Origin of the sequence: Microbispora sp. NBRC 16548 (genome assembly GCF_030268985.1) — a bacterium.
GTDB lineage: Bacteria > Actinomycetota > Actinomycetes > Streptosporangiales > Streptosporangiaceae > Microbispora > Microbispora catharanthi.
This window is the reverse complement of sequence record NZ_BSSF01000031.1, coordinates 1-22,806: the sequence shown is the minus strand read 5'-3', so window position 1 is coordinate 22,806 and position 22,806 is coordinate 1. Positions and strand designations below refer to the sequence as shown.

The 22,806-nt window shown below is 69.7% G+C and carries 28 protein-coding genes, 1 tRNA gene and 1 pseudogene; 16 read left to right on the top strand and 14 right to left on the bottom strand.

The genetic code is table 11. The features are described 5' to 3' along the window. Positions 1 to 10 precede the first annotated feature (10 nt). The 6 genes from sepX to galU all read right to left on the bottom strand — a co-directional run bounded on the left by sepX (position 11) and on the right by galU (position 4,878). Positions 11 to 709, bottom strand: coding sequence for a divisome protein SepX/GlpR (gene sepX, locus QSK36_RS41575; RefSeq protein WP_285786236.1), 699 nt, complete (start codon positions 707 to 709; stop codon positions 11 to 13). A gap of 378 nt (positions 710 to 1,087) precedes the next feature. Next, the gene (locus QSK36_RS41570) at positions 1,088 to 1,729 is read right to left on the bottom strand and encodes a GNAT family N-acetyltransferase (RefSeq protein WP_139577242.1); all 642 of its coding nucleotides are present in this window, start codon (positions 1,727 to 1,729) and stop codon (positions 1,088 to 1,090) included. A 67-nt stretch (positions 1,730 to 1,796) separates the two neighbouring features. Beyond that, entirely contained in the window at positions 1,797 to 2,273 is a 477-nt protein-coding gene (locus tag QSK36_RS41565; RefSeq protein WP_285786235.1) for a MogA/MoaB family molybdenum cofactor biosynthesis protein, read from the bottom strand. Positions 2,274 to 2,277: 4 nt separating this feature from the next. Beyond that, positions 2,278 to 2,769, bottom strand: coding sequence for a cyclic pyranopterin monophosphate synthase MoaC (moaC, locus tag QSK36_RS41560; protein ID WP_285786234.1), 492 nt, complete (start codon positions 2,767 to 2,769; stop codon positions 2,278 to 2,280). After that, on the bottom strand, positions 2,766 to 3,968 hold the full coding sequence (glp, locus tag QSK36_RS41555) for a molybdotransferase-like divisome protein Glp (RefSeq protein ID WP_183542790.1): 1,203 nt from the start codon (positions 3,966 to 3,968) through the stop codon (positions 2,766 to 2,768). Before glp ends, moaC begins: the two co-directional genes overlap by 4 nt. A 4-nt stretch (positions 3,969 to 3,972) precedes the next feature. Continuing rightward, positions 3,973 to 4,878 carry a UTP--glucose-1-phosphate uridylyltransferase GalU gene (gene galU / locus QSK36_RS41550; RefSeq protein ID WP_183542792.1) on the bottom strand — a complete coding sequence of 302 codons (906 nt, stop codon included), beginning with the start codon at positions 4,876 to 4,878 and terminating at the stop codon, positions 3,973 to 3,975. Positions 4,879 to 4,911: 33 nt separating this feature from the next. On the opposite strand from galU, the gene QSK36_RS41545 reads away from it, so the two are divergent. From QSK36_RS41545 to QSK36_RS43805, 3 genes and pseudogenes are all read left to right on the top strand, one after another. Continuing rightward, positions 4,912 to 5,478: a 5-formyltetrahydrofolate cyclo-ligase gene (locus tag QSK36_RS41545; RefSeq protein WP_183543139.1), complete on the top strand. Its 567-nt coding sequence runs from the start codon at positions 4,912 to 4,914 to the stop codon at positions 5,476 to 5,478. A gap of 33 nt (positions 5,479 to 5,511) precedes the next feature. Next, on the top strand, positions 5,512 to 7,017 hold the full coding sequence (locus tag QSK36_RS41540; protein ID WP_285786233.1) for a potassium/proton antiporter: 1,506 nt from the start codon (positions 5,512 to 5,514) through the stop codon (positions 7,015 to 7,017). A 110-nt stretch (positions 7,018 to 7,127) separates the two neighbouring features. Continuing rightward, a pseudogene (locus tag QSK36_RS43805) lies at positions 7,128 to 7,325 on the top strand (FmdB family zinc ribbon protein); the annotation flags it as partial. 62 nt (positions 7,326 to 7,387) lie between these two features. Here the strand turns inward: QSK36_RS43805 and QSK36_RS43800 are convergent. Then, on the bottom strand, positions 7,388 to 7,558 hold the full coding sequence (locus tag QSK36_RS43800) for a hypothetical protein (RefSeq protein ID WP_502883462.1): 171 nt from the start codon (positions 7,556 to 7,558) through the stop codon (positions 7,388 to 7,390). Positions 7,559 to 7,633: 75 nt separating this feature from the next. Between QSK36_RS43800 and QSK36_RS41530 the strand changes: the two genes are divergently transcribed. Next, positions 7,634 to 8,440 (top strand): S-methyl-5'-thioadenosine phosphorylase, encoded by an 807-nt coding sequence (locus QSK36_RS41530; RefSeq protein ID WP_183542798.1) that lies wholly within the window; start codon positions 7,634 to 7,636, stop codon positions 8,438 to 8,440. A 12-nt stretch (positions 8,441 to 8,452) separates the two neighbouring features. After that, complete coding sequence (locus QSK36_RS41525; RefSeq protein WP_183542800.1) at positions 8,453 to 9,178, top strand: SAF domain-containing protein; 726 nt, start codon at positions 8,453 to 8,455, stop codon at positions 9,176 to 9,178. A gap of 120 nt (positions 9,179 to 9,298) precedes the next feature. Here QSK36_RS41525 and QSK36_RS41520 read toward each other — a convergent pair whose 3' ends face one another. Beyond that, the gene (locus QSK36_RS41520; RefSeq protein ID WP_285786231.1) at positions 9,299 to 10,435 is read right to left on the bottom strand and encodes a D-alanyl-D-alanine carboxypeptidase family protein; all 1,137 of its coding nucleotides are present in this window, start codon (positions 10,433 to 10,435) and stop codon (positions 9,299 to 9,301) included. A 129-nt stretch (positions 10,436 to 10,564) separates the two neighbouring features. After that, the gene (locus tag QSK36_RS41515; RefSeq protein ID WP_285786230.1) at positions 10,565 to 11,152 is read right to left on the bottom strand and encodes a hypothetical protein; all 588 of its coding nucleotides are present in this window, start codon (positions 11,150 to 11,152) and stop codon (positions 10,565 to 10,567) included. Positions 11,153 to 11,312: 160 nt separating this feature from the next. Between QSK36_RS41515 and QSK36_RS41510 the strand changes: the two genes are divergently transcribed. Next, positions 11,313 to 11,385, top strand: a tRNA-Arg gene (locus QSK36_RS41510). Between the two features lie 416 nt (positions 11,386 to 11,801). Then, positions 11,802 to 12,254 carry a hypothetical protein gene (locus QSK36_RS41505; protein ID WP_221264378.1) on the top strand — a complete coding sequence of 151 codons (453 nt, stop codon included), beginning with the start codon at positions 11,802 to 11,804 and terminating at the stop codon, positions 12,252 to 12,254. Between the two features lie 98 nt (positions 12,255 to 12,352). On the opposite strand, the gene QSK36_RS43650 is transcribed toward QSK36_RS41505, so the two are convergent. Next, the gene (locus QSK36_RS43650) at positions 12,353 to 12,718 is read right to left on the bottom strand and encodes a GNAT family N-acetyltransferase (RefSeq protein ID WP_352241868.1); all 366 of its coding nucleotides are present in this window, start codon (positions 12,716 to 12,718) and stop codon (positions 12,353 to 12,355) included. A gap of 371 nt (positions 12,719 to 13,089) precedes the next feature. On the opposite strand from QSK36_RS43650, the gene QSK36_RS41500 reads away from it, so the two are divergent. Next, entirely contained in the window at positions 13,090 to 13,998 is a 909-nt protein-coding gene (locus QSK36_RS41500) for a hypothetical protein (RefSeq protein ID WP_285786229.1), read from the top strand. Positions 13,999 to 14,143: 145 nt separating this feature from the next. On the opposite strand, the gene QSK36_RS41495 is transcribed toward QSK36_RS41500, so the two are convergent. After that, positions 14,144 to 14,692 (bottom strand): TetR/AcrR family transcriptional regulator, encoded by a 549-nt coding sequence (locus QSK36_RS41495; protein WP_183542807.1) that lies wholly within the window; start codon positions 14,690 to 14,692, stop codon positions 14,144 to 14,146. A gap of 120 nt (positions 14,693 to 14,812) precedes the next feature. On the opposite strand from QSK36_RS41495, the gene QSK36_RS41490 reads away from it, so the two are divergent. After that, positions 14,813 to 15,772 carry a cupin domain-containing protein gene (locus QSK36_RS41490; RefSeq protein WP_285786228.1) on the top strand — a complete coding sequence of 320 codons (960 nt, stop codon included), beginning with the start codon at positions 14,813 to 14,815 and terminating at the stop codon, positions 15,770 to 15,772. 90 nt (positions 15,773 to 15,862) lie between these two features. Here QSK36_RS41490 and QSK36_RS41485 read toward each other — a convergent pair whose 3' ends face one another. Beyond that, positions 15,863 to 16,126, bottom strand: a complete 264-nt coding sequence (locus QSK36_RS41485) for a CGNR zinc finger domain-containing protein (protein WP_183542811.1) — start codon at positions 16,124 to 16,126, stop codon at positions 15,863 to 15,865. A gap of 334 nt (positions 16,127 to 16,460) precedes the next feature. After that, positions 16,461 to 17,189, bottom strand: a complete 729-nt coding sequence (locus QSK36_RS41480; RefSeq protein ID WP_285786227.1) for a hypothetical protein — start codon at positions 17,187 to 17,189, stop codon at positions 16,461 to 16,463. Positions 17,190 to 17,488: 299 nt separating this feature from the next. Between QSK36_RS41480 and QSK36_RS41475 the strand changes: the two genes are divergently transcribed. Genes QSK36_RS41475 through QSK36_RS41445 form a run of 7 tightly spaced genes read left to right on the top strand, consistent with a single transcriptional unit; the run spans position 17,489 to position 22,307 of the window. Then, entirely contained in the window at positions 17,489 to 17,926 is a 438-nt protein-coding gene (locus QSK36_RS41475) for a MarR family winged helix-turn-helix transcriptional regulator (RefSeq protein WP_183542815.1), read from the top strand. Positions 17,927 to 17,940: 14 nt separating this feature from the next. Continuing rightward, the gene (locus QSK36_RS41470) at positions 17,941 to 18,096 is read left to right on the top strand and encodes a hypothetical protein (protein ID WP_285786226.1); all 156 of its coding nucleotides are present in this window, start codon (positions 17,941 to 17,943) and stop codon (positions 18,094 to 18,096) included. A 44-nt stretch (positions 18,097 to 18,140) separates the two neighbouring features. After that, positions 18,141 to 19,091, top strand: coding sequence for an ABC transporter ATP-binding protein (locus QSK36_RS41465; protein ID WP_285786225.1), 951 nt, complete (start codon positions 18,141 to 18,143; stop codon positions 19,089 to 19,091). Next, on the top strand, positions 19,084 to 19,836 hold the full coding sequence (locus QSK36_RS41460) for an ABC transporter permease (protein ID WP_285786224.1): 753 nt from the start codon (positions 19,084 to 19,086) through the stop codon (positions 19,834 to 19,836). Before QSK36_RS41465 ends, QSK36_RS41460 begins: the two co-directional genes overlap by 8 nt. Continuing rightward, entirely contained in the window at positions 19,833 to 20,591 is a 759-nt protein-coding gene (locus QSK36_RS41455; RefSeq protein WP_285786223.1) for an ABC transporter permease, read from the top strand. The genes QSK36_RS41460 and QSK36_RS41455 overlap by 4 nt, the downstream gene beginning before the upstream one ends. Positions 20,592 to 20,601: 10 nt before the next feature. Beyond that, positions 20,602 to 21,705, top strand: a complete 1,104-nt coding sequence (locus QSK36_RS41450; RefSeq protein WP_285786222.1) for a sensor histidine kinase — start codon at positions 20,602 to 20,604, stop codon at positions 21,703 to 21,705. Next, complete coding sequence (locus QSK36_RS41445) at positions 21,702 to 22,307, top strand: response regulator transcription factor (protein WP_183542824.1); 606 nt, start codon at positions 21,702 to 21,704, stop codon at positions 22,305 to 22,307. The genes QSK36_RS41450 and QSK36_RS41445 overlap by 4 nt, the downstream gene beginning before the upstream one ends. 272 nt (positions 22,308 to 22,579) lie before the next feature. On the opposite strand, the gene QSK36_RS41440 is transcribed toward QSK36_RS41445, so the two are convergent. Then, positions 22,580 to 22,806, bottom strand: a 227-nt coding sequence (locus QSK36_RS41440; RefSeq protein ID WP_285786221.1) for a non-reducing end alpha-L-arabinofuranosidase family hydrolase, incomplete at its 5' end; no start/stop codon positions are given.

Here is a 22,806-nt window from a genome sequence, read left to right as displayed (position 1 = left end):
CGCCACCGACTCAGTCTCCGGCCGCGCGGCGCCCGTCGGCGTACTGGTCGAAGACCTGGACGCGCTTGCGCGCCTCGAACTTGATGATCTCCGCCTCGCGGGCCGCCGCCGCCAGGGCACGGCGGCGTTCCCGCCGGCGGCGCAGGTGCTCGGCCCGCGCCCGGGCGGCCTTCTCCCGCTGCTCCCTGTCCGCGCGTACGGCCACGCGCAGCACGGCGAAATAGCCGACGAGGAGCACGCCCGAGGGCGCGACGGCCCACCAGGGCATCACGCGGACCGCCGCGGTGACCACGGAGGCCAGCACGAGCAGGATGCTCCACAGAAGCCGCCGCCGGCGCCGGGCGAGGATCCGGGCGCGGCGGTGGGCGGCGACACGGCGGGCCCGTGCGTGCCGCTCCGCCGCGATCTGGTCCGGGGTGACGGCCTCGGCGGAGCCCGCGGACACGGCCGGCGGGGTGACGACCGTGTCGGCGTCGCCGCCGTCCGCGTCACCGGTGCCGTCGGAGTCGCCGGAGGAGTCGTCGGAAGCGTCGTTGGAACTGGCGGCCTCAGCGGAGTCGTCCACGGCGGGCGGCTCGGACAGCGTGAACGCCTCCGCCTGCTCCTCGAACAGCTCCTCGTCGGTGTGCCGGTCCCGGCGCAGCCACATGGGCAGCAGGACGCTGAGCCACATGACGACGATGGCGAGGTAGAGCAGGGCGCTACCCATGCGGCCACCCCCACGCCCTCGGGCGATGGGCATGGTGAACACGTCCGTGGCCCTGTGTCGGCGGAGAGGTGTTCACGTCACGCACCGTAGGACTGTGTGTCACTGAATGACGAGCATTCAGTCCGGTGTGTCGCGAGATCGTCAAAGCTCTTCATGTAATTCGATCCCGTGCGAGAGCGTGGTTCCCACAGGCCACGCCCGTCGCTCGCGATGAAGACCTGCTACCGGTGGGCCAGCGGTGGCGGGGGTGCGATGGACGGAGTCCGCTTCCTCATGTGGGTGCCTCCCGTGACGCGGTTTCGGTTACCGCCACGGAGCATCACAGCGCCCGCTAGTGATCGGTTTGCCCTTCGATTGCAGCCGGCCGGGCGCCGTCTCCTAACCGGGGCTGGACTCGCTGCGGCGGGCGGCCGAGTTCATGGTGCGGCGCCACTGGACGAGCAGTCCGCGCGGCACGTCCTCGACGGTCAGCGCGTAGCAGATGTGGTCGCGCCAGGCGCCGTCGATGTGCAGTTGACGCCGGCGGATGCCCTCCTCGCGGAACCCGAGCTTCTCCACGACTCTGCGGCTGGCGTGGTTCTCCGGCCGGATGTTGGCCTCAAGCCGGTGTAAACCGGTCGTGAAGAAGCAGTGGTCCACCGCCATGGCGAGCGCGGTCGGGATGATGCCCCGCCCGGCGAGCGCGCCGTCGACCCAGTAGCCCACCTGCGCGGAGCGGGCCGACCCCCACACGATCGCCCCCACGGTGAGCTGCCCCGCGAAGCGTCCCTCGTACGTGACGACCCAGGGCATGGCGAGCCCCTGGCGGGCCTCGCGGCGCAGCGTGCCGACCATCGAGACGTACGGCCCGAGACCGGTGCGGAACAGCGGGGTCTCCGGGTTGCTCGGCTCCCAGGGCCGGAGCCATTCGGCGTTGCGCAACCGGGTGTCGCGCCAGTCCCGCACGTCACGCAGGCGCAGCGGCCGCAGCCCGACGGGCCCCTCGGCCATGGATGCCGGCCAGCCGCGAAGTCGATCCATTCGTCAATCATCCACCGGAACACGGTCAACGCGCCACGCGGGACGCGCCCCGGTCTCGGCGGGCTCCTCAGCGGGCATGGTCGCCGCCGTGGATCTGGTCGACCACGTGACCCAGGATCGGGGTCAGCACGGCCATGCCGTCCCGTACGCCGCCGGAGGACCCGGGCAGGTTGACCACCAGCGTCCTGCCGGCCTGCCCGGCGAGACCGCGGGACAGGATCGACGTCGGCACCTTCTCCCGGTTGACCTGGCGTATGGCCTCGGCGATGCCGGGGATCTCCCGGTCCAGCACCCGGCGGGTCATCTCCGGGGTGAGGTCGAGCGGCGTCACCCCGGTGCCGCCCGTGGTGACGATCACGTCGTAGCCCTCGGCGACGCCCTCGCGCAGCGCGGCCTCGACGGCGTCCCCGTCGGGGACCACGCGGGGCCCGTCCACCCGGTCGCAGCCCGCCTCCTTGAGGAGGGAGGCCAGCAGCGGCCCGGAGCGGTCCTCGTAGACGCCCGCGGACGCCCTGTTGGACACCGTCACCACCAACGCGCGCACGCCCTCACTCCTGTCCGGACCGGGTCCAGTGGCCCGTCTTGCCGCCCGTCTTCTCCTCGACCCGGACATCGCTGATCACCGCCGCCGGGTCCACCGCCTTGACCATGTCCACCAGCGCGAGCGCCGCGACGGTGACGGCCGTGAGCGCCTCCATCTCGACGCCGGTCCTGTCGGCCGTACGGACCCGGGCGGTGATCTCCACCCCCTCGTCCACGACGGCCAGGTCGACCTTCACGCCGGTCAGGGCGATCGGGTGGCACAGCGGCACGAGGTCGGGGGTGCGCTTGGCGCCCATGATCCCGGCGATGCGCGCGACGCCGAGCGCGTCGCCCTTGGGCACGTCTCCCGCGCGGAGCACGGCCACCGCCTCCGGCGACAGCAGCACCCGGCCCGTCGCGACGGAGGTACGCGCGCTGACGTCCTTCTCGGAGACGTCCACCATCCGGGCGGCGCCCGACTCGTCCACGTGAGTCAGCTTCGCTGTGCCGTCATTCATAGGGGTATCACCTCCACCTCGGCGCCCTCGGGCAGCGAGGTCACGTCCTCCGGCACCACGATCAGCGCGTTCGCCCCGGCCAGCGCTGCGAGCTGGTGCGAGCCCTGCCGGGTCACCGGCGCCACGGTCTCCCCCGTCTCCCCGGGGTCTCTGCTCAGCACGGCCCGCAGGTATGACCGCTTCCCCTCGGGAGACCGCAGCGGCGCGGTCACCGTTGCCCGTACGGTCGGGGGCGGCCCTGCCGGGAGACCCTGCATCGCCCGCAGAGCGGGCTTGACGAAGAGCACGAACGACACGAACGACGAGACCGGATTGCCCGGCAGCGTGAAGATCGGCACGCGGTCGGGCCCCACGACGCCGAAGCCCTGCGGCATGCCCGGCTGCATGGCGACCTTCTCGAAGGTCACCGTGCCCAGCGGGGACAGGGCCTCCTTGACCGGTTCGTACGCCCCCATCGAGACGCCGCCGCTGGTGATCACGGCGTCGGCCCGCAGGAGCTGGGCGTCCAGCGTGTCCATGAACTCCTTGGGGTCGTCGGTCACCGAACCGGCCCGGAACCCCTCCGCCCCGGCCTCGCGTACGGCCGCGGCGAGCATGAAGCTGTTGGACTCCCAGATGCGCCCTGCGCCCAGCGGGGTGCCGGGCTCGGCGAGCTCGGCACCCGTGGACAGCACGACCACCCTCGGCCGGGGCCGCACCAGCACCCGGCGCCGGCCGACCCCGGCGAGGATGCCGATCTGGGCGGGCCCGATCCTGGCGCCCTCACGGAGCACCACGTCGCCCGCCCGCACGTCCTCACCCGCCCGCCGGATCGCGTTGCCGACCGGCGCCGGCCTGTCGATCCGTACGCGGGCGGTGCCCCCGTCGGTCCACTCCACCGGCACGACGGCGTCGGCGCCGGCGGGCATCGGCGCCCCGGTCATGATGCGGGTGACCAGGCCGGGGCCGAGGGCGTTCAGCCCGCCGTCCCCCGCCGCCACGTCCCCGATCACGGGCAGTGTGACGGGCGTGGCGGCCACGTCCTCGGCCCGTACGGCGTAGCCGTCCATCGCCGAGTTGTCGAACGGCGGCAGCGCGACGGGCGAGGCGACGTCCTCGGCCAGCACGGCGCCGAGGGCGGCCTCGATCTCGACCTCGAGCGGTGCGAGCGGGCGCACCGTCGCGAGGATGCCGGCGAGATGGCGGTCGACGGGCTTCATCGGCTCACTGTCCGGACTTGTCGAGGAACTCCCGCAGCCACGGCAGGAACTCGGGGGCGAGGTCGTCCCGGTTCGCGGCGAACTGCACCACGGTCTGCAGATACTCCAGCTTGTTGCCGGTGTCGTACCGACGGCCGCGGAACAGCACGCCGTGCACCGGACCGCCCTCCTCCGGGCCCATCGAGGCCAGGGTGCGCAGGGCGTCGGTGAGCTGGATCTCGCCGCCGCGCCCTGGCGGGGTGCGCTCCAGCACGTCGAACACGGCGGGATCGATCACATACCGCCCGATGATGGCCCAGTTCGAGGGCGCCTCGTCGGCCGGCGGCTTCTCCACGAGGTCGGTGACGCGGACGACGTCGTCCTCGTCGGTCGGCAGGATGGCGGCGGCGCCGTACAGGGAGACATGCTCGCGCGGCACCTCCATCAGCGCGACGACGCTGCCGCCGTAGGTCGCGCGCACCTCGATCATGCGCTTGAGCAGCGGGTCGCGGGGGTCGATGATGTCGTCGCCGAGCAGGCAGGCGAACGGCTCGTGGCCGACGTGCTGCTTGGCGCACAGGACGGCGTGGCCGAGGCCCTTGGGCTCACCCTGCCGCACGTAGTGCATGGTGGCGAGGTCGACAGGCTCCTTCACCTGGTTGAGCCGCTCCTCGTCGCCCTTGGCGCGAAGAGCGTCCTCCAACTCGTACGCTACGTCGAAGTGGTCCTCGATCGAGCGCTTGTTGCGGCCGGTCACCATGAGGACGTCGAGCAGCCCGGCGGAGACGGCCTCCTCCACCACGTACTGGATGGCCGGCTTGTCGACGATGGGCAGCATCTCCTTGGGAGTCGCCTTCGTCGCGGGAAGGAAGCGGGTGCCGAGACCCGCGGCGGGCACGACGGCTTTGGTCACGGGATCGAAGTCAGCCATGAGTAGACACTAACGGAGCAGTCTTTGGACAAGATGAACCTGCGTCGGCGTATCCTGCGCGGCCGGTCGGAACTCGATCCCGGGACGCTGCGCGAGTCGTCGGCGGCCATCAGGGAGTTACTCCTCGACCAGCCGTGGGTGCAGATGGCGGGGCTGGTGGCCTGCTACTGGTCGACCGGCACCGAGCCGGCCACCCAGGGGCTGATCCTGGCCCTGTGGAAACACGGCGCCACGGTGATGCTGCCGGTGCAGCGCGCGGACGGCGACCTCGACTGGGCGGTGTACGACGGTCCCGACTCGCTGGCGCCCGGCCCGAACGGGATCATGGAGCCGGTGGACGTCCGGCGCGGCGTCGACGCGATCCGCACCGCCGCGCTGGTCATCGTGCCGGCCCTGGCCGTGGACCGGGTCACCGGCGTACGGCTCGGCCGCGGCGGCGGCTTCTACGACCGGGCGCTCGCCCGCGTGGGGCCGAACGTGCCGACGGTGGCGCTCCTGCACGAGGGCGAGCTGATCGAAGGGGTTCCCACCGAGCCCCACGACCAGCGTGTACGCTTCGCCGCCCTCCCGGGCGGAATCGCCCGATTGGTACAGATGTGACAAGATTGGCCTAAGGGACGGCGAAGGGAGCGGGTGGGTCTGAACATCTGGCTGCTGCTGTCCGCCGCCGTCGTCATCGCGGCCATCGCGTCCGTACGGATCGCGCACCGCACCGGCCTTCCCACGCTGCTCATCTTCCTCGGCATCGGCCTGCTGCTCGGTGAGGGCGGCATCGTCGGCATCAACTTCGACAACGCCCAGACGGCCCAGCAGCTCGGCATGATCGCCCTCGCCGTGATCCTCGCCGAGGGCGGTCTCACCACCAACTGGAACCACGTACGCGACGCCGTGCCGACCGCGCTCGTGCTCGCCACGGTCGGGATCGCGGTCAGCGTCGTCGTGCTCGCGGTGACCGTCGCCGCCCTCCTCGGCATGGAGTGGCGGATGGCGCTGCTGCTCGGCGCGTTCCTGGCGTCGACCGACGCGGCGGCCGTGTTCTCCGTGCTGAGACGGCTGCCGCTGCCGCCCCGGCTCGCCGGGATCCTGGAGGCGGAGTCGGGCTTCAACGACGCCCCGACCGTCATCCTCGTGATAATGCTGAGCGCGGGCTCGTCGCTGACCCTCTCGCTGCCGCACGTCCTGCTGGACACCGCCGTCGAACTGGTCATCGGCGCGGCCGTCGGCCTCGCCGTGGGCCCGGCGGGGGTGTACGCGCTGCGCCGTGTCGCGCTGCCCGCCTCCGGCCTCTACCCGATCGCGGTGCTGGCGCTGGCGTTCGTGACCTACAGCGGGGCGACGCTGCTGCACGGCAGCGGGTTCCTCGCGGTGTACCTGACGACGCTGATCCTGGGCAACGCCCGGCTCCCCCACCGCGCCGCCACGCGCGGCTTCGCGGAGGGCGCCGCCTGGCTCGCCCAGATCGGGCTGTTCGTCATGCTCGGCATGCTGGCCGATCCGCGCGAACTGCCCGGTGTGATCGTCCCGGCCCTGGTGTCGGGCCTGCTGCTCGTCCTGCTCGCCCGCCCGGCGTCGGTCCTGGTGTCCGGCGCGGTGGTGCGGCTCCTGCGGCTCGGCTCGCTGTCGTGGCGCGAGCAGGTGTTCCTGTCGTGGGCCGGGCTGCGCGGCGCGGTGCCCATCGTGCTGGCCGCGATCCCCTGGGCCGCCGGCCTGCCGGGGGCGAAGGGCCTGTTCAACGACGTCTTCATCATCGTCATCGTGTTCACGATCCTGCAGGGGCCCACTTTGCCGTACCTCGCCCGGCTGCTCGGCCTGGCGGCCGAGGGCGAGGCCCGCGACCTCGACGTGGAGGCCGCGCCGCTGGGAGAGTTGAACGCCGACCTGCTGCAGGTCCGCATTCCGCCCGGCTCGCTCATGCACGGCGTGGAGATCTTCGAGCTCCGGCTGCCCGCGAACACCATGGTCACGCTCGTCGTGCGGAAGGGGCAGTCGTTCGTGCCCACGCAGACGACCCGGCTGCTGGCGGGCGACCAGCTTCTCGTGGTCACCACGGCCGCCCAGCGGGAGACGGTCGAACGCCGCCTGCGCGCCGTCAGCCGCCGCGGCAAGCTCGCCGGCTGGTACGGCGAACGCGGCGGCTGACCGCCGTCGCCCGGGGTTGTCCGGAGGTTTCGCGGGCGGATCACGAGCGGTTCGCGAGCGGTTCGCGGGCGGATCATGGGCGGTTCGCGGGCGGATCTCGGGGGGAGCGAATGGGACGGCGCGGGGCAATAAACCGGGCTGGAGTGGCGTTTGGGCTTGTTGACTGCTTACCATTAGCAATCGACCCGGTCGAGTGCCAGTCTCAGGAGGAGCGAGTGCCTACCTACCAGTACGCCTGTACCGCTTGCGGTGAGCAGCTGGAGGCCGTCCAGAAGTTCTCTGACGACCCGCTCACGGAGTGCCCGGCCTGCCAGGGCAAGCTGCGCAAGGTCTTCTCCGCCGTTGGCATCGTGTTCAAGGGCTCCGGCTTCTACCGGACCGACAGCCGTTCGTCGAGCTCGTCGACGACCACGTCCACCGCGACGACGTCGTCCTCGAAGTCGTCCGGCGACTCGGGCAAGAAGGAGCCCGCGACCTCCACGAGCTCGTCGAGCACCTCCTCGTCGAGCACGTCGTCGAGCACGTCGTCGTCCGGCTCCACCGCCGCCGCCTGAGGTTATCCACAGGGGCCGGCGGGACACGGCGGGTGTGCGGCGCCGTTCGCTAGTGTCGGCCCATGGTCAATCGCGCAGATATCGGGGTCATCGGCGGCTCGGGGTTCTACTCGCTGCTGGAGGACGCCGAAGAGATCGACGTGACGACGCCGTACGGCCCGCCGAGTGACTCGATCACCGTGGGCCGCATCGGCGAGCGGACCGTCGCGTTCGTCCCACGGCACGGCCGCGGCCACACCTTTCCTCCCCACCGCATCCCCTATCGGGCGAACATGTGGGCCCTGCGGTCCCTCGGTGTCCGCCAGGTGCTCGCGCCCAGTGCGGTCGGGTCCCTGCGCCCGGAGATCGGGCCGGGCGCCCTCGTGATCCCCGACCAGCTCGTGGACCGCACACAGAACCGCGAGCAGACCTACTACGACACGGGCGGGGCCGTTCACGTGTCGTTCTCCGACCCCTACTGCCCCTCCGGCCGGGCGGCCTCCGTGGCCACGGCGCGCGAGACGGGCTGGGACACGGTCGACGGCGGCACTCTGGTCGTGGTCGAAGGGCCCCGCTTCTCCACCCGGGCCGAGTCGAAGTGGTTCGCGGACGCGGGCTGGTCGATCATCGGCATGACCGGGCACCCCGAGGCCGTGCTCGCCCGCGAACTCGCCCTCTGCTACACGACGCTCGCCCTCGTGACCGACCACGACGCCGGCGTGGAGGCCGGTGAGGGGGTCACCCACGAAGAGGTGCTGGCCTTCTTCGCCGCCAACGTGGAGCGGATGCGCACTCTGGTCGCACAGGTCGTCGAGGCCCTTCCGGAGGAGCGCCTCTGCCCCTGCGGCAACGCCCTCGACGGGATCAAGCTGCCGATCGAGCTCCCCTGACGCGAGATGGTCATGCGTGATCTGAGACGGCTGACGGCGCGCCGTCGCCGTCCGATCGCCGCCGTCCTCGCCGGTCTGGCGGTGGCCTGCGTGCTGCTCGCCGTCCGTTCCCCTGACGGGGTGGAGGTCCTCGCCGCCGCGCGCGACCTCACCGGGGGGCGGCTGGCCGCCTCCGACGTGGTGGTCGTACGGCTTCCGCCCGACACGGTGCCCGCCGGGGCGTACGCGCCCGGCGCCCCGGTCTCGGGCCGCGTGCTCGCCGGTCCGTTGCGCCGAGGCGAACTCCTCACCGACGCACGGCTGCTTGGCCCGGGCCTGTTCCGCCAGACCCTGGCCGGGCAGGCGTCCGGCTGGCATGAGCCGAGTGGGGAGGGCTCCGACGGTCAGGTGCCCGACGGGTCGGCTGGCGGTGGTCCGGCAGCGGCGCCAGGGACTTCGACCGCGCAAGCGGGGGCTTCATCCGCGGAGCCGGGGATGGTCGCGACGCCGGTCAGGATCGCCGACCCCGACGCCGCCCGTCTGCTGTCGCCGGGAGACGTGATCGACATCCTGGCGGCCTTCGAGGACGGCCCGTTCCAGGCCCGGACCGTCGCCCAGGAGGTGCGGGTGATCGCCCGGCCACCGGGCCGTACGGACGGCGGCGCGCTGCTCGTGCTGGCCACGACCCCCGGGCAGGCGGCCCAGCTCGCCCAGGCCCAGGCACAGGGCAGGCTTTCGATGACCATTCACCCGCACTGATCGGCCTTGTCCGGCGGCGGATGACGCCGATCAGGCGGTGCTCGCCCCGGCCTGCCGCCAGGCCCGCTGGTCACGCGTCACTTGCTGGAGCATCTCCTTGAACCCTGCGTAGCGCACCCGTCAGAGCTGTGCGCCGAGCTTGGGGTCGTACTCCCAGTGCCAGGGCTCGAAGGGGCTGTGATACGACCAGTCGGGGTGGATCCAGCCATACCGCTTGCTGTTGGCCTCCAGCCAGTTGAACTGCACAGAACGGAAGCTCTGCACTCCGCCGCACAGGTCGACGGCGAGCCCCAGACCGTGGTTGCTCTTCCCTGGAGTGGCCGCGAAACCGGGCCGCCGATAGTAGATCGACTGCTGCTCACCCAGGTTGCGATAGCTGTCGGAGATGCACATCGAGGCGCCGAAGCGCTTCTTGTAGGCGATGTTGAGATCGGCGAAGGCGATCGCCGCGTCCGCCCGCAGCTCCTCTCCGGTCTGCGGCAGGGGGCACAGGATGTTCTTGGGCAGCAGGCCGTTCGGGTACTGCTCCGCCTGACCGATCCGGGTCGGGTCACAGCCGCCCGCCCTTCCATCGCCGATCTTCACGCCGAGCTTGATCAGCGCCTTGGTCAGCGACCGGACCAGCGTGGTGGAGCGTTTGCGCAGCGCGGTGACCTGCGCGCTCAGCTGCGCCTCCTGCAGGAGGCTGGCCGCACGGAGCTCCTGCGCCTCCTGCGCGAGCTGCTGCTGCCGTTCCAGCAGCTTCACCGCGTCGCCGAGCACGTTGTTCCGCCCGGCGACCAGGTGATCGAGGTCGGCGATCCTCCGGAGCGTCTCCGTGCCGTTTCCCGCCCTGAAGAACGGGCTGAGTCCGTCGAGCGAGGGGTCCTGGTACATGGACGAGGCGAGGTCGGACAGCGGCTTGCGCAGTTTGTTGAGCTCCGCCGTGGCCTGCTGGAGACCCTGCAGCTTGGTCGCCAGCTCCTTCTCGACGGCGCCGAACTTCTTCTGGCGCGCCACCAGCACCCTGTTCGCGTCCTCGATGGACTTGTACGCCTTCTGGGCCTCTCGCCGCAGCTCGGTCAGCGTGGTGGGCTCCTTGTCGAGCACGCCGGCCCGGGCGCTTTCCCCGGTGGCCTCCGTGCGAGTGCTCGCGGAGCCCTCCGCGGTCGTGGTGCCGGCCAAGGCCGCCGCGGCCGTGCCGTACGGCGCGGAGACGGCCAGCGAAGTCATCACCGTGACGACCGCGATCAGCTTGGCTGATCGAGGAGATGGCACGATCGACTCCCCCGTTTGCGAACTCGTGACCTGGGTCAGGGACGCACGTTACTACAGCGCCCTCTGTGCCCGAGCCCCGGTTCGCATAAGTGCTATCGACCGGTCACGTCGCATTTGCGCGCTTCCAGCTCATCGCCCGCCTTCGGGTTGGCCCTCACGCTCGCGGCAGAGCTCCCACAGCCACGTGTCCCGCCACTCCGGCGCGCACGTGAAGGTCGTCTTCTCGCGAGGTTCCGGCTTGTCCACCGGCCGGCTCACCTTCGGCGCGTCCCCGTGGACGACCTCATGGACGGGTTGGGCGATCGGCAGGATCCGTACGAGCCCCTCGTAGAGACGCGCGGGACCGGACGGCTCGGGCACCGGGGTCGGGTTCAGCAGGGGCTTCCGCGCCGTCCCCGCCATCGGAACCACGTCGATCCTCCGGGCCTCCTGGCCATCCGCGAGATTCGGCAGCACGGTCGGGCGCGTACCGGGCGTTCCGGCGGGAGCCCGGTCTCTCGTGGTCCCGCCGGGTGCTCCGGCGCCTTTCTCGTCCGCCGTCCCCGCCGGTGTCGCACGTACGGCCGCAGTGCGTGAGAAGTCGCTCCGCGCCCGTTCCCCGTAGCCGGCGAAGTGGGCCATGAGCATGCCCGAGGCAAGGATCGCCGGCACGAGCAGCGCCGCGACGAGCACCACCGATCGCAGCCCGCGCGCGGATCCACGTCGCGTTACGGTCACGGCCAGCGACGGTAACCACCCTCCCCTGGTCGGCGTACGACCACTTGCCATGCCTTTACCGCAGGTCAGCCCGCTGATGACCGGCGACCTCGAAACGACACCCCCAGGGGAGGCGCGAGCGGGCCCAACCTTTCGCTAGGCTTACTGGTGCACATCGTGCGCCTCCGTAGCTCAGGGGATAGAGCACCGCTCTCCTAAAGCGGGTGCCGCAGGTTCGAATCCTGCCGGGGGCACTCTTTGATCAGGCCTAACAGCCCCTCACCTGGGGTTTCTCTGTAGCCGCCCGGCGATCATGTGCAGCGGCTTGCAGCCATAGGCAGCCGCATGTCGGTGATCGCGGAATATGCGCGAAGTGATCTGATGGCGGTTTGGCCAAGTCGGACCAGTCATCGAAGGGCGCGAGGATAGACGCCCCAAGCCACAGCACCCTGTAACTCTGCCGCCCCCAGCACGGCGATCATGCGGCCTCGAAAGCAGGGCATGTGGTGGGAGCAGCCATCGAGGCGCCCGATCCCAGCGCCCGGCGAAGTTCTACTGGGCCGGACTGTCGGATACGACGAACCGAGACCCCTCTCGCATCCGGACGGCATAATGCTGGCGCAGCGATCACGACGGCTCGCACCATCGGGGCGCGGAGGGGATGAGTTTGATGAGGATCGGACCGCCGAGCCGTCTTGCCATCAATCATGATAATTACCACGCGGAGCATGTGGGGCGCACAGCCGATGGCAGGCAGTTCTTCCTCACCACGCCCTTCGAACCGGGCATCCGCGGGGAGGACGACGGTCAGGAGTTCGTCGCCCTGTACCTCTTCGACGCCGACGGCCGGTTCCTGGAGGCCAGGATCAATGCTTTCGGCCCCAGAGCCCAGATGGACCGCGCGGCGCGACGGGCTGCATACGAGGCCCGGCTGAAGGAACTTGGAGAGGTCACGTTCACCCGCATCGAGGTCGAATCCTTCGCGATCGATCGGTTCGGAACAACTTTCGGCCTGATCCCCAGAGAGCCGGAGGAAGACGACGACACATGGTGGGTCATTCTCGAGCCCGGCAACTACATGGCCTTCACTGAACCATGGGACAGCGGCGAGTACGACACCTGATGCCCGTTCACCCGACATCACTCAGTTCGGCGTGATCGCACGCAGCGGCAGATCTGGACGTTTGTTGAGTCCTGTCGCTCACGGTTGACGCACTAGATCTAGCTGCACTGTCTTGGGGTGCTCGCTGTGTGTGCATACCACAAGGCGTTGGTTATTCGGCCGTTCGGAAGAATATGAACGGGGGCCCTCTGTATGGCGACGAATCCGGCCGTCTCCAGAGCACACCTACAGGCTATGTTGGTGTTCTCCGTTCCCGCTACGACCGTAGCGATGCCAAGGTGCTCGTGAGCCAGTGTCAGCGCCGCCCCGAACAGCTCGCTACCCAAGTGAAGGCGACGAAATGCGGGGGCTAGCCACCCGCCGATCTCGTAACCATGCGGCTGGCACCCTACAGAAACCATTCCCGCATGCCGACCGGTGTGACTGTCGACCGCGTATAGGTACCAGGCATCTTTGAACTGCATGATGCCGCCTCCCCGGCGCGGCGCGGTGGCCAGGAGTTGCGAACGCCGTGGCTCGTAGACGATGTCCGTCGCGTTCCAACCGAGCCGGTATTGCGCCTCATAGTCGCTCGCCGAGGCGAGTCCCACTAACAGCTCATTCTCGGTAGGACTCCGGAACTGCATCCTTTCAGCCTGGATGATATGCATTCGTCCATGGCAGACATCCTGCGACTTCCGTCTGTGCCTCAGCAGCCGCATGTCCCGTCGCGCTCCCTGCAGTCCAGAACCCCACGCGATCATGCCTGCCCAGCCGCGAAGGGACAACCGGTTCATCCTGCCGCGATTCGCAAGGTTCTTCAGAGCCGCATCCTTCGAGCAGCATCCGACTCCCGGTGCTGGGCGCGAAGCCGCCGGTGTCGGAAACGGCACTCTGCCAAGATCATCACATGGTGCGATTAGCCGCGATACTTCTGGCAGCGGTGCTACTCCTCAGCGACAGCTCTGGCCTGTTGGGACCGACGTCCGAGGAAAACGCCGTACAAGCCGTCTCGACCTGGCGGACCAGCGGCGCCGCGGAGATCTGGCACGAGGGGTTCGTTCCGCTCGAGGACCTGAGGAAGATGTCCCGGATGGTGAGCGAGCACATCGATTATGAGTGGCACGGCTGGGTCGTCGCCGGCGCGCTCCCCACTCCACCCGCCGAGGCGCAGGTCCGCTGGGACGATGGGTCCGCGATGCGGGTCCCCGTGATCGCACCGCGCGAGGCGCTGATGGCACTGTCCCCTTGGCCCGAGAACATGACCTTCCCCGACAACAAGCAGTACAAGCTGACCGGCGCCACCTTCACCACCATGCGGTTGAAGACCTCACGCGGCATGGCGATCGTACCTGCCTGGCGGCTGCACTTCTCCAACCTCCCTGGTCCCATTGACTACGTCGCGGTCGATCAGAAGGCGATCGGGACCATCGAAGACGCGGTCGGCGACCATCTGCCGGGCGACGTCTCGGACTTCGAGGTGCTCGACGAACGCACACTGCTGGTGAACTACGAATACGGCGTCTGCGTCGGTGAGGAACCGTTCGACGTCACCGTACGAGCCAGCGAGAGGCCAGATGTGGTGGTCCTGGGACTCGAGATGCCCTATCGGGGCTACGGCATCTGCGCAGGCGTCGGCGCGTCCGGCCAGGACGTCATCAGGCTCAACGAGCCGCTGGGCGATCGCGTGGTGCTGGACGAAATGAGCAGGCTCCCCGTCCTCTGTCAACGTGCGCAGAACACCTGCCATGCCAGGAACGGATGACGCCCGTCCCGTCCGCCCTCGAAAACGACGTGACGACTCGGTGATCGCGAGCTGTACGCTGCTGCGCCACCACATCGCCGACGGCGTGACCGTGACCAGCGCCGGCAGCCGACCTGATCGGAGAAGCTGACGGCGCTGAGTCGCCTCAGCGTGGTGCGATGCCGTCCAGGGTGATGTCGATGAACCGCCGCCAGTCGCCGACATCGCCTCGGCTGATCATCGCCAGCGCGCCGACCAGCATGTAGAGATCGTCCACTGTGATGTCGGCGCGGACGGTGCCGTCAGCGTGTCCGCGCCTGATCAGCGTGTCCCCGATGGCAAGCAACTCGGTCGCCAGAGGCCCGCGCGGGGCGGTGGAGCCGAACGTCGCCTCGATCGCCCCGGAAAGGCCGCGGCCCGTCTGATGCATCTCGGCCACATGGGTCAGGAAGCAGGTCAGCGCCGCCCGGGTGTCGGGGTTGGGCAGGCACTCGCTCTCGGCGAAGGCGAGGATCTCACTGAAGCGCTGCTCGGCGACCGCCTCGACCAGGGCCTGACGGGTCGGGAAGTGCCGGTAGAGGGTGCCGACGCCGACCTGCGCGGCCCTTGCCACCTCCCCCATCTGCACCTGGTCGCCGTGCTCGGCGAACAGGTCGACAGCGACATCCAGGAGGCGGGCGCGGTTGCGCTCGGCGTCGCTGCGGGGCCTGGGCATGTGCTCCCCTTTCGCGGAATCGGATTCCGGATCACACCCTAGTCCGCGTTGACAGGGCTTCCGACGCTCGCCTAGCTTAAAACGGAAACGGACTCCGAATCAGATTCCAAAGGATCTCTCATGTTCAAGGACCGCTTCTTTCTGCTGGACGCGGGCGCCTCCCGTCCCACCCGCGTGCCCCTGCCGCCGTCGATGAGCGTGAAGGCCGGGGCCGCCGATACCGAGGGGCGGTTCTCCCTGATTGAGAACCGCGGTGACGGCCACATCCCCGCCCACGTCCACGACACCTTCGACGAACTGGTGTATGTGCTGGACGGCGACCTGGGCATCGAGTTCGACGGAGCCGGCCACCACCTCACTGCCGGGATGTTCGCGCTGGTCCCGCGCGGCGTCACGCACGCCATGCGAAACCTCGGGCCGGACGGCTCCGCCGTGCACGCCCTGCAGTTGTCCGCGCCGGGCGGCTGGGAGCGCTACGTCGAGGACGTGTGCGAGGCGGGCGAGGCCGACGCGCTGATGCTCCCCAACGGACGGCGCGACTGGCAGAAGATCAACGAGCTGGGCAAGCCGTACGGCATGCGCTACCACCTCGGGCAGGACGACCCCGCAGAATGGGGCGACAAGAGCCGGTTCTACCTGCTGCGACAGGGGCAGGTGAGGCCAGGGCGCATCGCGGTGCCGCCCGCGTTCGGCATCAAGGCGCGCAGCGAGGACACCGATAGCCTGATCTCCCTGCTGGAGGTGACCGTCGCCCAGCCCGTCCCGCGCCACACTCACCATGTCGCCGACGAGTGCATCTACGTGGTCGACGGTGTCCTGGAGATCGACTTCGACGGTGTGACGCACCGGGCCGGCAAGGGGCAGTTCGTCCTGCTGCCGCACGGTGTCCCGCACGCGATCCGCCCAGGTTCCACCCCGCCGCCCAAGGTCATCCAGATCTCCTCGCCGGGCGGCTGGGAGTGCGTGGTGGAGGCCCTCATCGAGCATCGCGCCGAGGTGAGCCAAGGCGGCCGCTTCAACCCGGCGGCACTCAACCGCTACACCCGCCGATACCACGTCGTCTACGAGGAGAACGAGTGACCCGCGCCGCCGTCCCTGCACAAGGGGCCCGAGGGGGCGCGGGTGCTCACGCAGACCGCAGCACCTCGGCCGGTTCCTGACCAGGCCGGATCACCCCGCCGAGGACGTCCTGCTCTTCTTGCGGAAGCGGTAGTACGCCGCCTTGACGCGGTTGCCGCACTCCTCTGGTCCGCACCAGTGGCGATTGCCGGAGCGGGAGCGGCCGACGAGGATGCGCGTGCACTCCTCGCGGCCGCACTCACGGATCCGCAGCTCGTCGATGACCCCGAGCGGCCGCACCGCCGAGCGGGCCGCATCGGAGGCGATGGCCGCCGCGTCGCCGACACGTACGACGCCTGAAGGGGTCAGGGACATCCGGGCCGGCGTGGCGAACCTTCGAACGGTGCCGACCGAGATCGAGTTGAACGTTGAGACGCGCCTCTCTCGGTGCTGGCACTCCGCCCGAAGATATGGATCAGCCCGCGATACACCCCTTGTACTGACGCGTGACGCGTAACGCGTGACGTCGGCACGGGTACCGGACAAGGTCTCCGAAGCGCCGTGCCGGCGTGCGGCCCGTTCGAGTAGGGCGCGTGGCACGAGAAGGGTTTCCCCAAGGAGGACGGCTTCGGGTGCACGCAGCGGGAAGACGCCTGTCGGGTACGCCTTCAACCGAGGAAGCCGGCCGGTGCCGCCCACGTGGTGATCATCATGCGGGCGACAGACCCGCGTTGAGGTAGAACTCGCCGTCGTTGGCGTCCGTACCGGCGATTATGGTCGCCAGGTGGCGTCCGTCACTCGCGATGGACCAGTATCGGAGCGTCACGACGGCGCTCGCCGACGTCATGCAGGTCTGGACGGCTGGATCGAGGTGTGCGGTGTTGCCCCGGGTCAGCAGGGTCCAGGTGCAGCCATCGGCGGTACGAGCGGTGATCCGGTTGTCATACTCGCCAGTGATCGCGAGGAGTCCCTGTTCGGGGGTCTGCGTCACAACCGGTTTCCCGTCTGAGCCGGTGGATCGGGTGACGCGGATATTCGCCCTGGTCGCCGGGTCCGCTGCGTCGTATCGCCACGTGCCGGGGAACCGCGCGGCGCTTCGCGGGTCGTATTCCTTGGCCTTCGTACGAGCGCCCCTGTCCAGCTGCCAGTCGTAGTTTCCGGCCGGATTGGGACTCACGGCCTTGATCGTTTCCTTCTCGTGGTCGCCGTTCACCGTGACGGTCCACGTGCTGATCGTGTACCACGCGTTGCTGGTCGGGTTGTGGCAGGTCTGCGTCGCCGGATCCAGGTGAAGGCCGGCGGGCCCCGCCTTGAACGTCCACGTGCACCCGACGTCGGTGCGGCCCACCACGGTGTCGTGGTCACGCGCGGTGAAAACGATGTCGCCGACCTGGGGTGCCTCCATCGTGCCCGGCCTTATCACAGCGATGTTCGTCATCGTCGTACGGTCAGGCTGGTCGTAGTTCCATTTACCCAGGTACTTCGCGATCCCGCCGGTCGGCTGTGCCGGCTTCGCGTGCGCCTGCGCCGGGCCGGGCACGGTTACGATCGCTGTGGCGGCAAGCACTGGTAAGGCCAGCAGTGCGCGTCGCCGTGTCGACTGGAACATGTCATTTCCTTCTGGTGATGGCCGGCGCCTTCGGCACGACACCGGCAGGCCGACGGCAGATTACTAGATTTTCGAGATATTAGAAAATCGAGATGAGGGGAGCCATGTCAAGCGCACGGGCTGAGCTCATGACGGAGATCACCAATCGGATCAGGCGCACCAACCAGCGCGGCGCAGAGATGGCGAACGCGGCCGCACGCGTGATCGGTGTCAACAGCACCGACATGGCCTGCATCCAGATGCTCCAATATGAGCCGCTGACCGCCGGAGAGCTGGCCCGGCGCACCGGCCTGACGACTGCCTCGGTGACCACAGTGATCGATCGGCTGGAAGCGGCGGGATTCGTCGCACGCACCCGCGATCCCGCCGACCGCCGCCGGGTCGTCGTCGAATTCCAGCCGGAAAAGGCCGGGCCCAGTATCGCGGGAGTGTTCCTGCCGTTGCTGCGCAGCTGGAGGGATCTGATGACCGACTACGACGAACGCGACCTCCGCGTCATCGCCGAGTTCCTCGGGCGAGTGGAGGATGCCCTCGACGACGAGATCCACAAACTGCGAGAACGCTGACGATCGCCGCGGAGTTGCCGAAGCCTACGCAGGCCACGAAGTCGGCGATGAACGCCCGCCCGGTGATCCCACTGTCGGAGGGACGACCGCGCCGGGGGCACCATCTTCACCAGATCGAGAACGCACAGGCGGTGGCCGACCGCCTGCTCGGCCTGCTCGCGAAGTTGTGAATTGCTCACTGTTTCCGCCACCGCCCCTGGCGAAGGATCAAGGCGTGACAGCGATCCAGGTGAACCACGTCAGCAAGAGCTACGGCAGATTCCAGGCGGTCAACGACATTTCGTTCGAGGTCGAGGCGGGAACGGTCTTCGCCTTGCTCGGCCGCAACGGTGCGGGCAAGACCACGACGTTCGAGCTGCTCACCGGGTTCCAGAAGCCGGACACCGGTTCGGTCAGGGTGCTGGGCCTCGACCCGATCAGGGACCGCGCCCAGGTGCGTGGAAACGTCGGCATCATGCTGCAGGAGGCCGGATTCTTCCCCGACCTGACGGCCGGGCAGACGGTCGAGATCTGGCGTGACTTCACCCCCGCCGCGCGCCCCGCGAGCGAGGCGCTGGAGTTGGCGGGCCTGACGGCGAAGGCGAAGACGAAGGTGCGGCAGCTGTCCGGCGGCGAGAAACGCCGCCTGGACCTGGCGCTGGCCCTGCTGGGCCGGCCCGACGTGCTGTTCCTGGACGAGCCGACAACCGGCATGGACCCCGAGGCCCGCCGCAACACCTGGGAGGTCGTCCGCGACCTCGCCGCCCGGGGCACGACCGTACTGCTGACCACCCACTACCTGGAGGAGGCCCAGCAACTGGCGACGAACCTGGCCATCATGGACAGAGGTGAGATCGCCGTCGGCGGCGACATGGCCGAGACGCTGGCCGCGCGGGTGGGGCGGGTCTCGTTCGAGCTGCCGTCCGTGATCCAACCCGGGGAGCTGCCGCTGCCCGCGACCGTGCGGGGCAGGCTCGCCATGGTCCAGGCCGCCGATCCCGACCTGGCCGCCCAGACGCTGCTGGGCTGGGCGAGCGAACGCGGCCTGCGCCTGCGCGGCCTGGAGGTCCGGACGGCCTCACTGGAAGACCTGTTCCTGGAACTGGCCCAAAACGCCGAGATACCCCGAAACGACGCACCCGCCCGAAGCGACCGCCCTGCCCGCAGTGGTGACGCACGTGCGTGAGGTGCTGGCCGTGGCGCGGCTGGGCGGGCGGCTGTTCTGGGGCGACGGGCGGGTCGTCGGCGGCATCGCGGTGCTCAGCGTCTGCCTGGGCGCGGGCCTGCCGTTGCTGATCGCCGCCTCGCTCAGGAGCCGCGACGTGGAGGTGGTGCTCGGCATGCATCTCGGCATGCTCGCCATGGTCCTGACCATCGTCGCGACCACGCAGACGGCCGTGACGCTGTCGACCAGGCGGGAGTTGCTGGTTCTCAAGCGGCTACGCGCCTCGGGCCTGCGCGGGCGGGCCATCATCGGCGGCGAGCTGGTCAACATCGTGACGCAGGCCACGCTCCTGTCGGCCCTCGTCTCGGTGATCCTCTACACCCTCACCTACCTACCGCCACCCGAACTGCCACTGCTGTTCGCGGCGTGCGTCGTCGCGGTGGCCGGGGTGCTGGCGCTGGTCGGCGTCGTCTTCTCGACCGTGACCCGCCGCCCCGACCTGAACGCCCCCGCCACGATCCCGTTCATGCTGGCCAGCGCGCTCGGGGCCGGAGCATATGGGCCGTTCGTCACCGGCCTCCTCCCCGGCTGGGTCCAGTGGACACTCGGCCTGCTGCCGACCGGAGCGATGGTCGAGATCGCCAGACTCGCCTACAGGGGCGGCGAGCCTGCGACGCTGACCGTGCCCGTCCTGAACCTGACCGTCTGGGCCCTCCTCGGCCTGGTCGCCGTCCGCTTCCTCTTCCGATGGGACCCACGCCGATGAGCCTCACGGCCACCTACAAGCTGAGCGCCCGGCTGTTCTGGCGCGACAAGGGCATGCTGCCCGCCTCCGTGATCACCCCGCTGGGGCTGGCGATCGGGATGCCGGCGCTGATGCGCAACGTTCAGGCCGACGGCGTCACGGCCGCGGCGCAGATGTTCGTGGGGGCGCTCGCGCTCATCCTGTCGGGGACCGCGTTCCTGAACATCACCGTCGCCCTGACCATGCGCCGCGACCAGCTCCTGCTCAAACGGCTGCGCACCACCCGGCTCACCGACCGGCAGATTCTCCTCGGCGAGGTCGCGAACACCGTCACGCAGACGGTCGCCCTCATGATCGTGTCGGCCGTGGCCGTGCACCTCCTGGCCGATGTGCCGCTGCCGAGGAATCCGGTGCTGTTCGCGGTGTTCGCGGTCGCGGGTTCTGCGGTGATGGCGACGCTGGGGGTGGCGTGGACGGCCGCGATCCCGCGCGGGGAGCTCGCGGCGCCCATGACGCTGCCGTTCTTCTTCCTGGCCGGCCTCGCGTCCGGGGCGATGGGCTCGATCGTGGACCTGCTGCCCTCCTGGCTGCACCCGTTCTTCGCCGCCCTGCCCACCAGCGCGGTGGTGGACGCGGTCCGCGCCTCCTACGGGCCGGGAACACTCGGCTCCGACCTGGCGGCGGCAGCCGTACCGGCTCTGGTTCTGGCGGTGTGGGCGGGGGTCGCGCTGCTCTCGATCAGGAGGTGGTTCCGCTGGGAGTCCAGAAAGTCATAATGGGCCGATCATGAACTCCACCTCCGCGCGGCGGCTCGGAATCGCGCTGATCGTCCTGGTCTCCGGCGGCTACACGATCATCCCCCTCGTGGCCTCCCTCGCGACCGCCTCCGCGTCGCCCAACGCCCGGCTGCTCGTGGTGCTGACCGCTTTCTACTGGCCGCACTTCGTTCATGTACGGCAGGCGTTCACGGGCACCCGATCCCGGTGGTTCCCCGCGACACTGGCGGTGCAGGTGGTCGCCGCCTACCTGCCGGAGGCCCTCGGGTTCACCGGCTGGTCGGCCGGGACCGCGCCGCTCCTGGCCGGGCCGGTGCTCCTGCTGCTCCCCCTGCGCTGGGGCGGCGTCCTGGTGATGATGATGGCGGCGATGGAGTTCTGGTGGCTTCAGGGCATCTTCCACAACGTGACCGGCTCGTTCTTCTACGCCCTCACCATCGTCATCACCGGCGCCATGATCTACGTCATCGTGCGGCTGGTCCGGGTCACCACCGAATTGGAGCAGGCGCGGGCCGACCTGGCGGAGGCGGCGGTGCTGAAGGAGCGGTTGCGGATCTCCCGCGACCTGCACGACGGGCTGGGCCACAGCCTCACCGCGATCGTGTTGAAGGGCGACCTGGCCACCCGGCTCATGGACCGCGATCTGCCCGCCGCGAAGACCGAGGTCGGCACGCTGGTCCAGGTGGCGAGGGAGGCCGCGCAGGAGGTGCGTCAGGTGGCTCGCGGCTACCGGCGGATGTCGCTCGCCGGTGAGGTGCACCGGGCCGCGGCGCTGCTGGAATCGTCCGGAATCGGCTGCCAGGTCAACCTCTCCGAGATCACCCCGTCCCGCGAGCAGGACGAGGCGCTCGCCTGGGCCGTGCGCGAGGGTGTCACGAACATCCTGCGGCACAGCCGCGCCACCACCTGTTCGATCACCACCTCGAGCCGCGCGGGACGCATCCACCTGGAGATCGTCAACAACGGCCTTTCCCCTGATGACGCGCGAACCGCCGGGCCTTTCGGTGGCGGGCTGGTTGGGCTGGTGGAGCGTGCTGCGCAGGTGGGGGGCACGGTTGAGGCCGGGCGCACGTCCGAGGGCGGATTCCGGTTGACGATGGAGGTGCCCACGTGATCCGCGTCCTCCTGGCCGAGGACATGCACATGATCCGGGCCGCGCTCATCGCCCTGCTGCGCCTGGAGTCCGACCTGGAGGTGGTGGCCGAGGTGACGCGCGGGGACGAGATCGTCCCCGCCGCACTGCGGGTGCGGCCGGACGTGGCGATCGTCGACATCGACCTGCCCGTGCTGGACGGCATCACCGCCGCCGCGCAGCTGCGGGAGGTGCTCCCCTCCTGCCGCATCCTGGTGCTGACCGCGATGGGCCGGCCGGGTCAGGTACGGCGGGCATTGTCGGTGGGCATCGAGGCCTTCCTGGTCAAGGACGCGCCCGGCGACCGCCTGGCCGACGCGATCAGGCGCACGGCGGCCGGGCTGCGGGTGCTGGACGCGGAGCTGGTGGCCTCGGCGATGGAGCACGGAGAGAGCCCTCTCACCCCACGCGAGACCACAGTCCTGCGCGAAGCCGCCCGAGGGGCCTCCGCCGAGGAGATCGCCGCCCGGCTGCACCTGTCGGCGGGCACCGTACGCAACTACCTCACCGGCGCGATCACCAAGACCGGCGCCCGCAACAAGATCGACGCCGTCCGCATCGCCGAGGACGCGGGCTGGCTGTGACCCCCGGTGACGACACCACACAAAGCCCAGCCAAGCTCGTTGGCCGCGCGGAAGTGATGGGCGACGAGGCGGCACAGTCGCCCGTCGGCGGTTCGACTCGGACAGCGGGATTATCTGGGCTGTCCGCGTGACTGTGGCGGGCTCGGCCTTGCGCCGAGCCCGCCGGTCCAGGTCCATCCGGTCCTGATCGTGTGTCGTGATGGCGCTCACCCGATTCGGCATGCGCCTTGGCGAGCGTCAGGAACACCCCGGGGTGGACCCGTGTGGTGCCGTCAGTGCTGCAGGGTCAGCAGGCCCGGCCGGTAGGGCAGGAGGCCGTAGTCGCCGCCGGAGCTGGGGCTGCGGCCCTGGTAGAGCAGCTGCAGGTTGCAGGGGTCGACGGTCTTGGTCTGGTCGGGGTTGTTGCGGACCAGGTCGCCGTGGCTGATGTCGTTGGTCCAGGTGGCGCCGCTGTTGGCCTTGCCGGCGAAGGGGTTGCTCTCGGTCGCGGCGTTCGGGG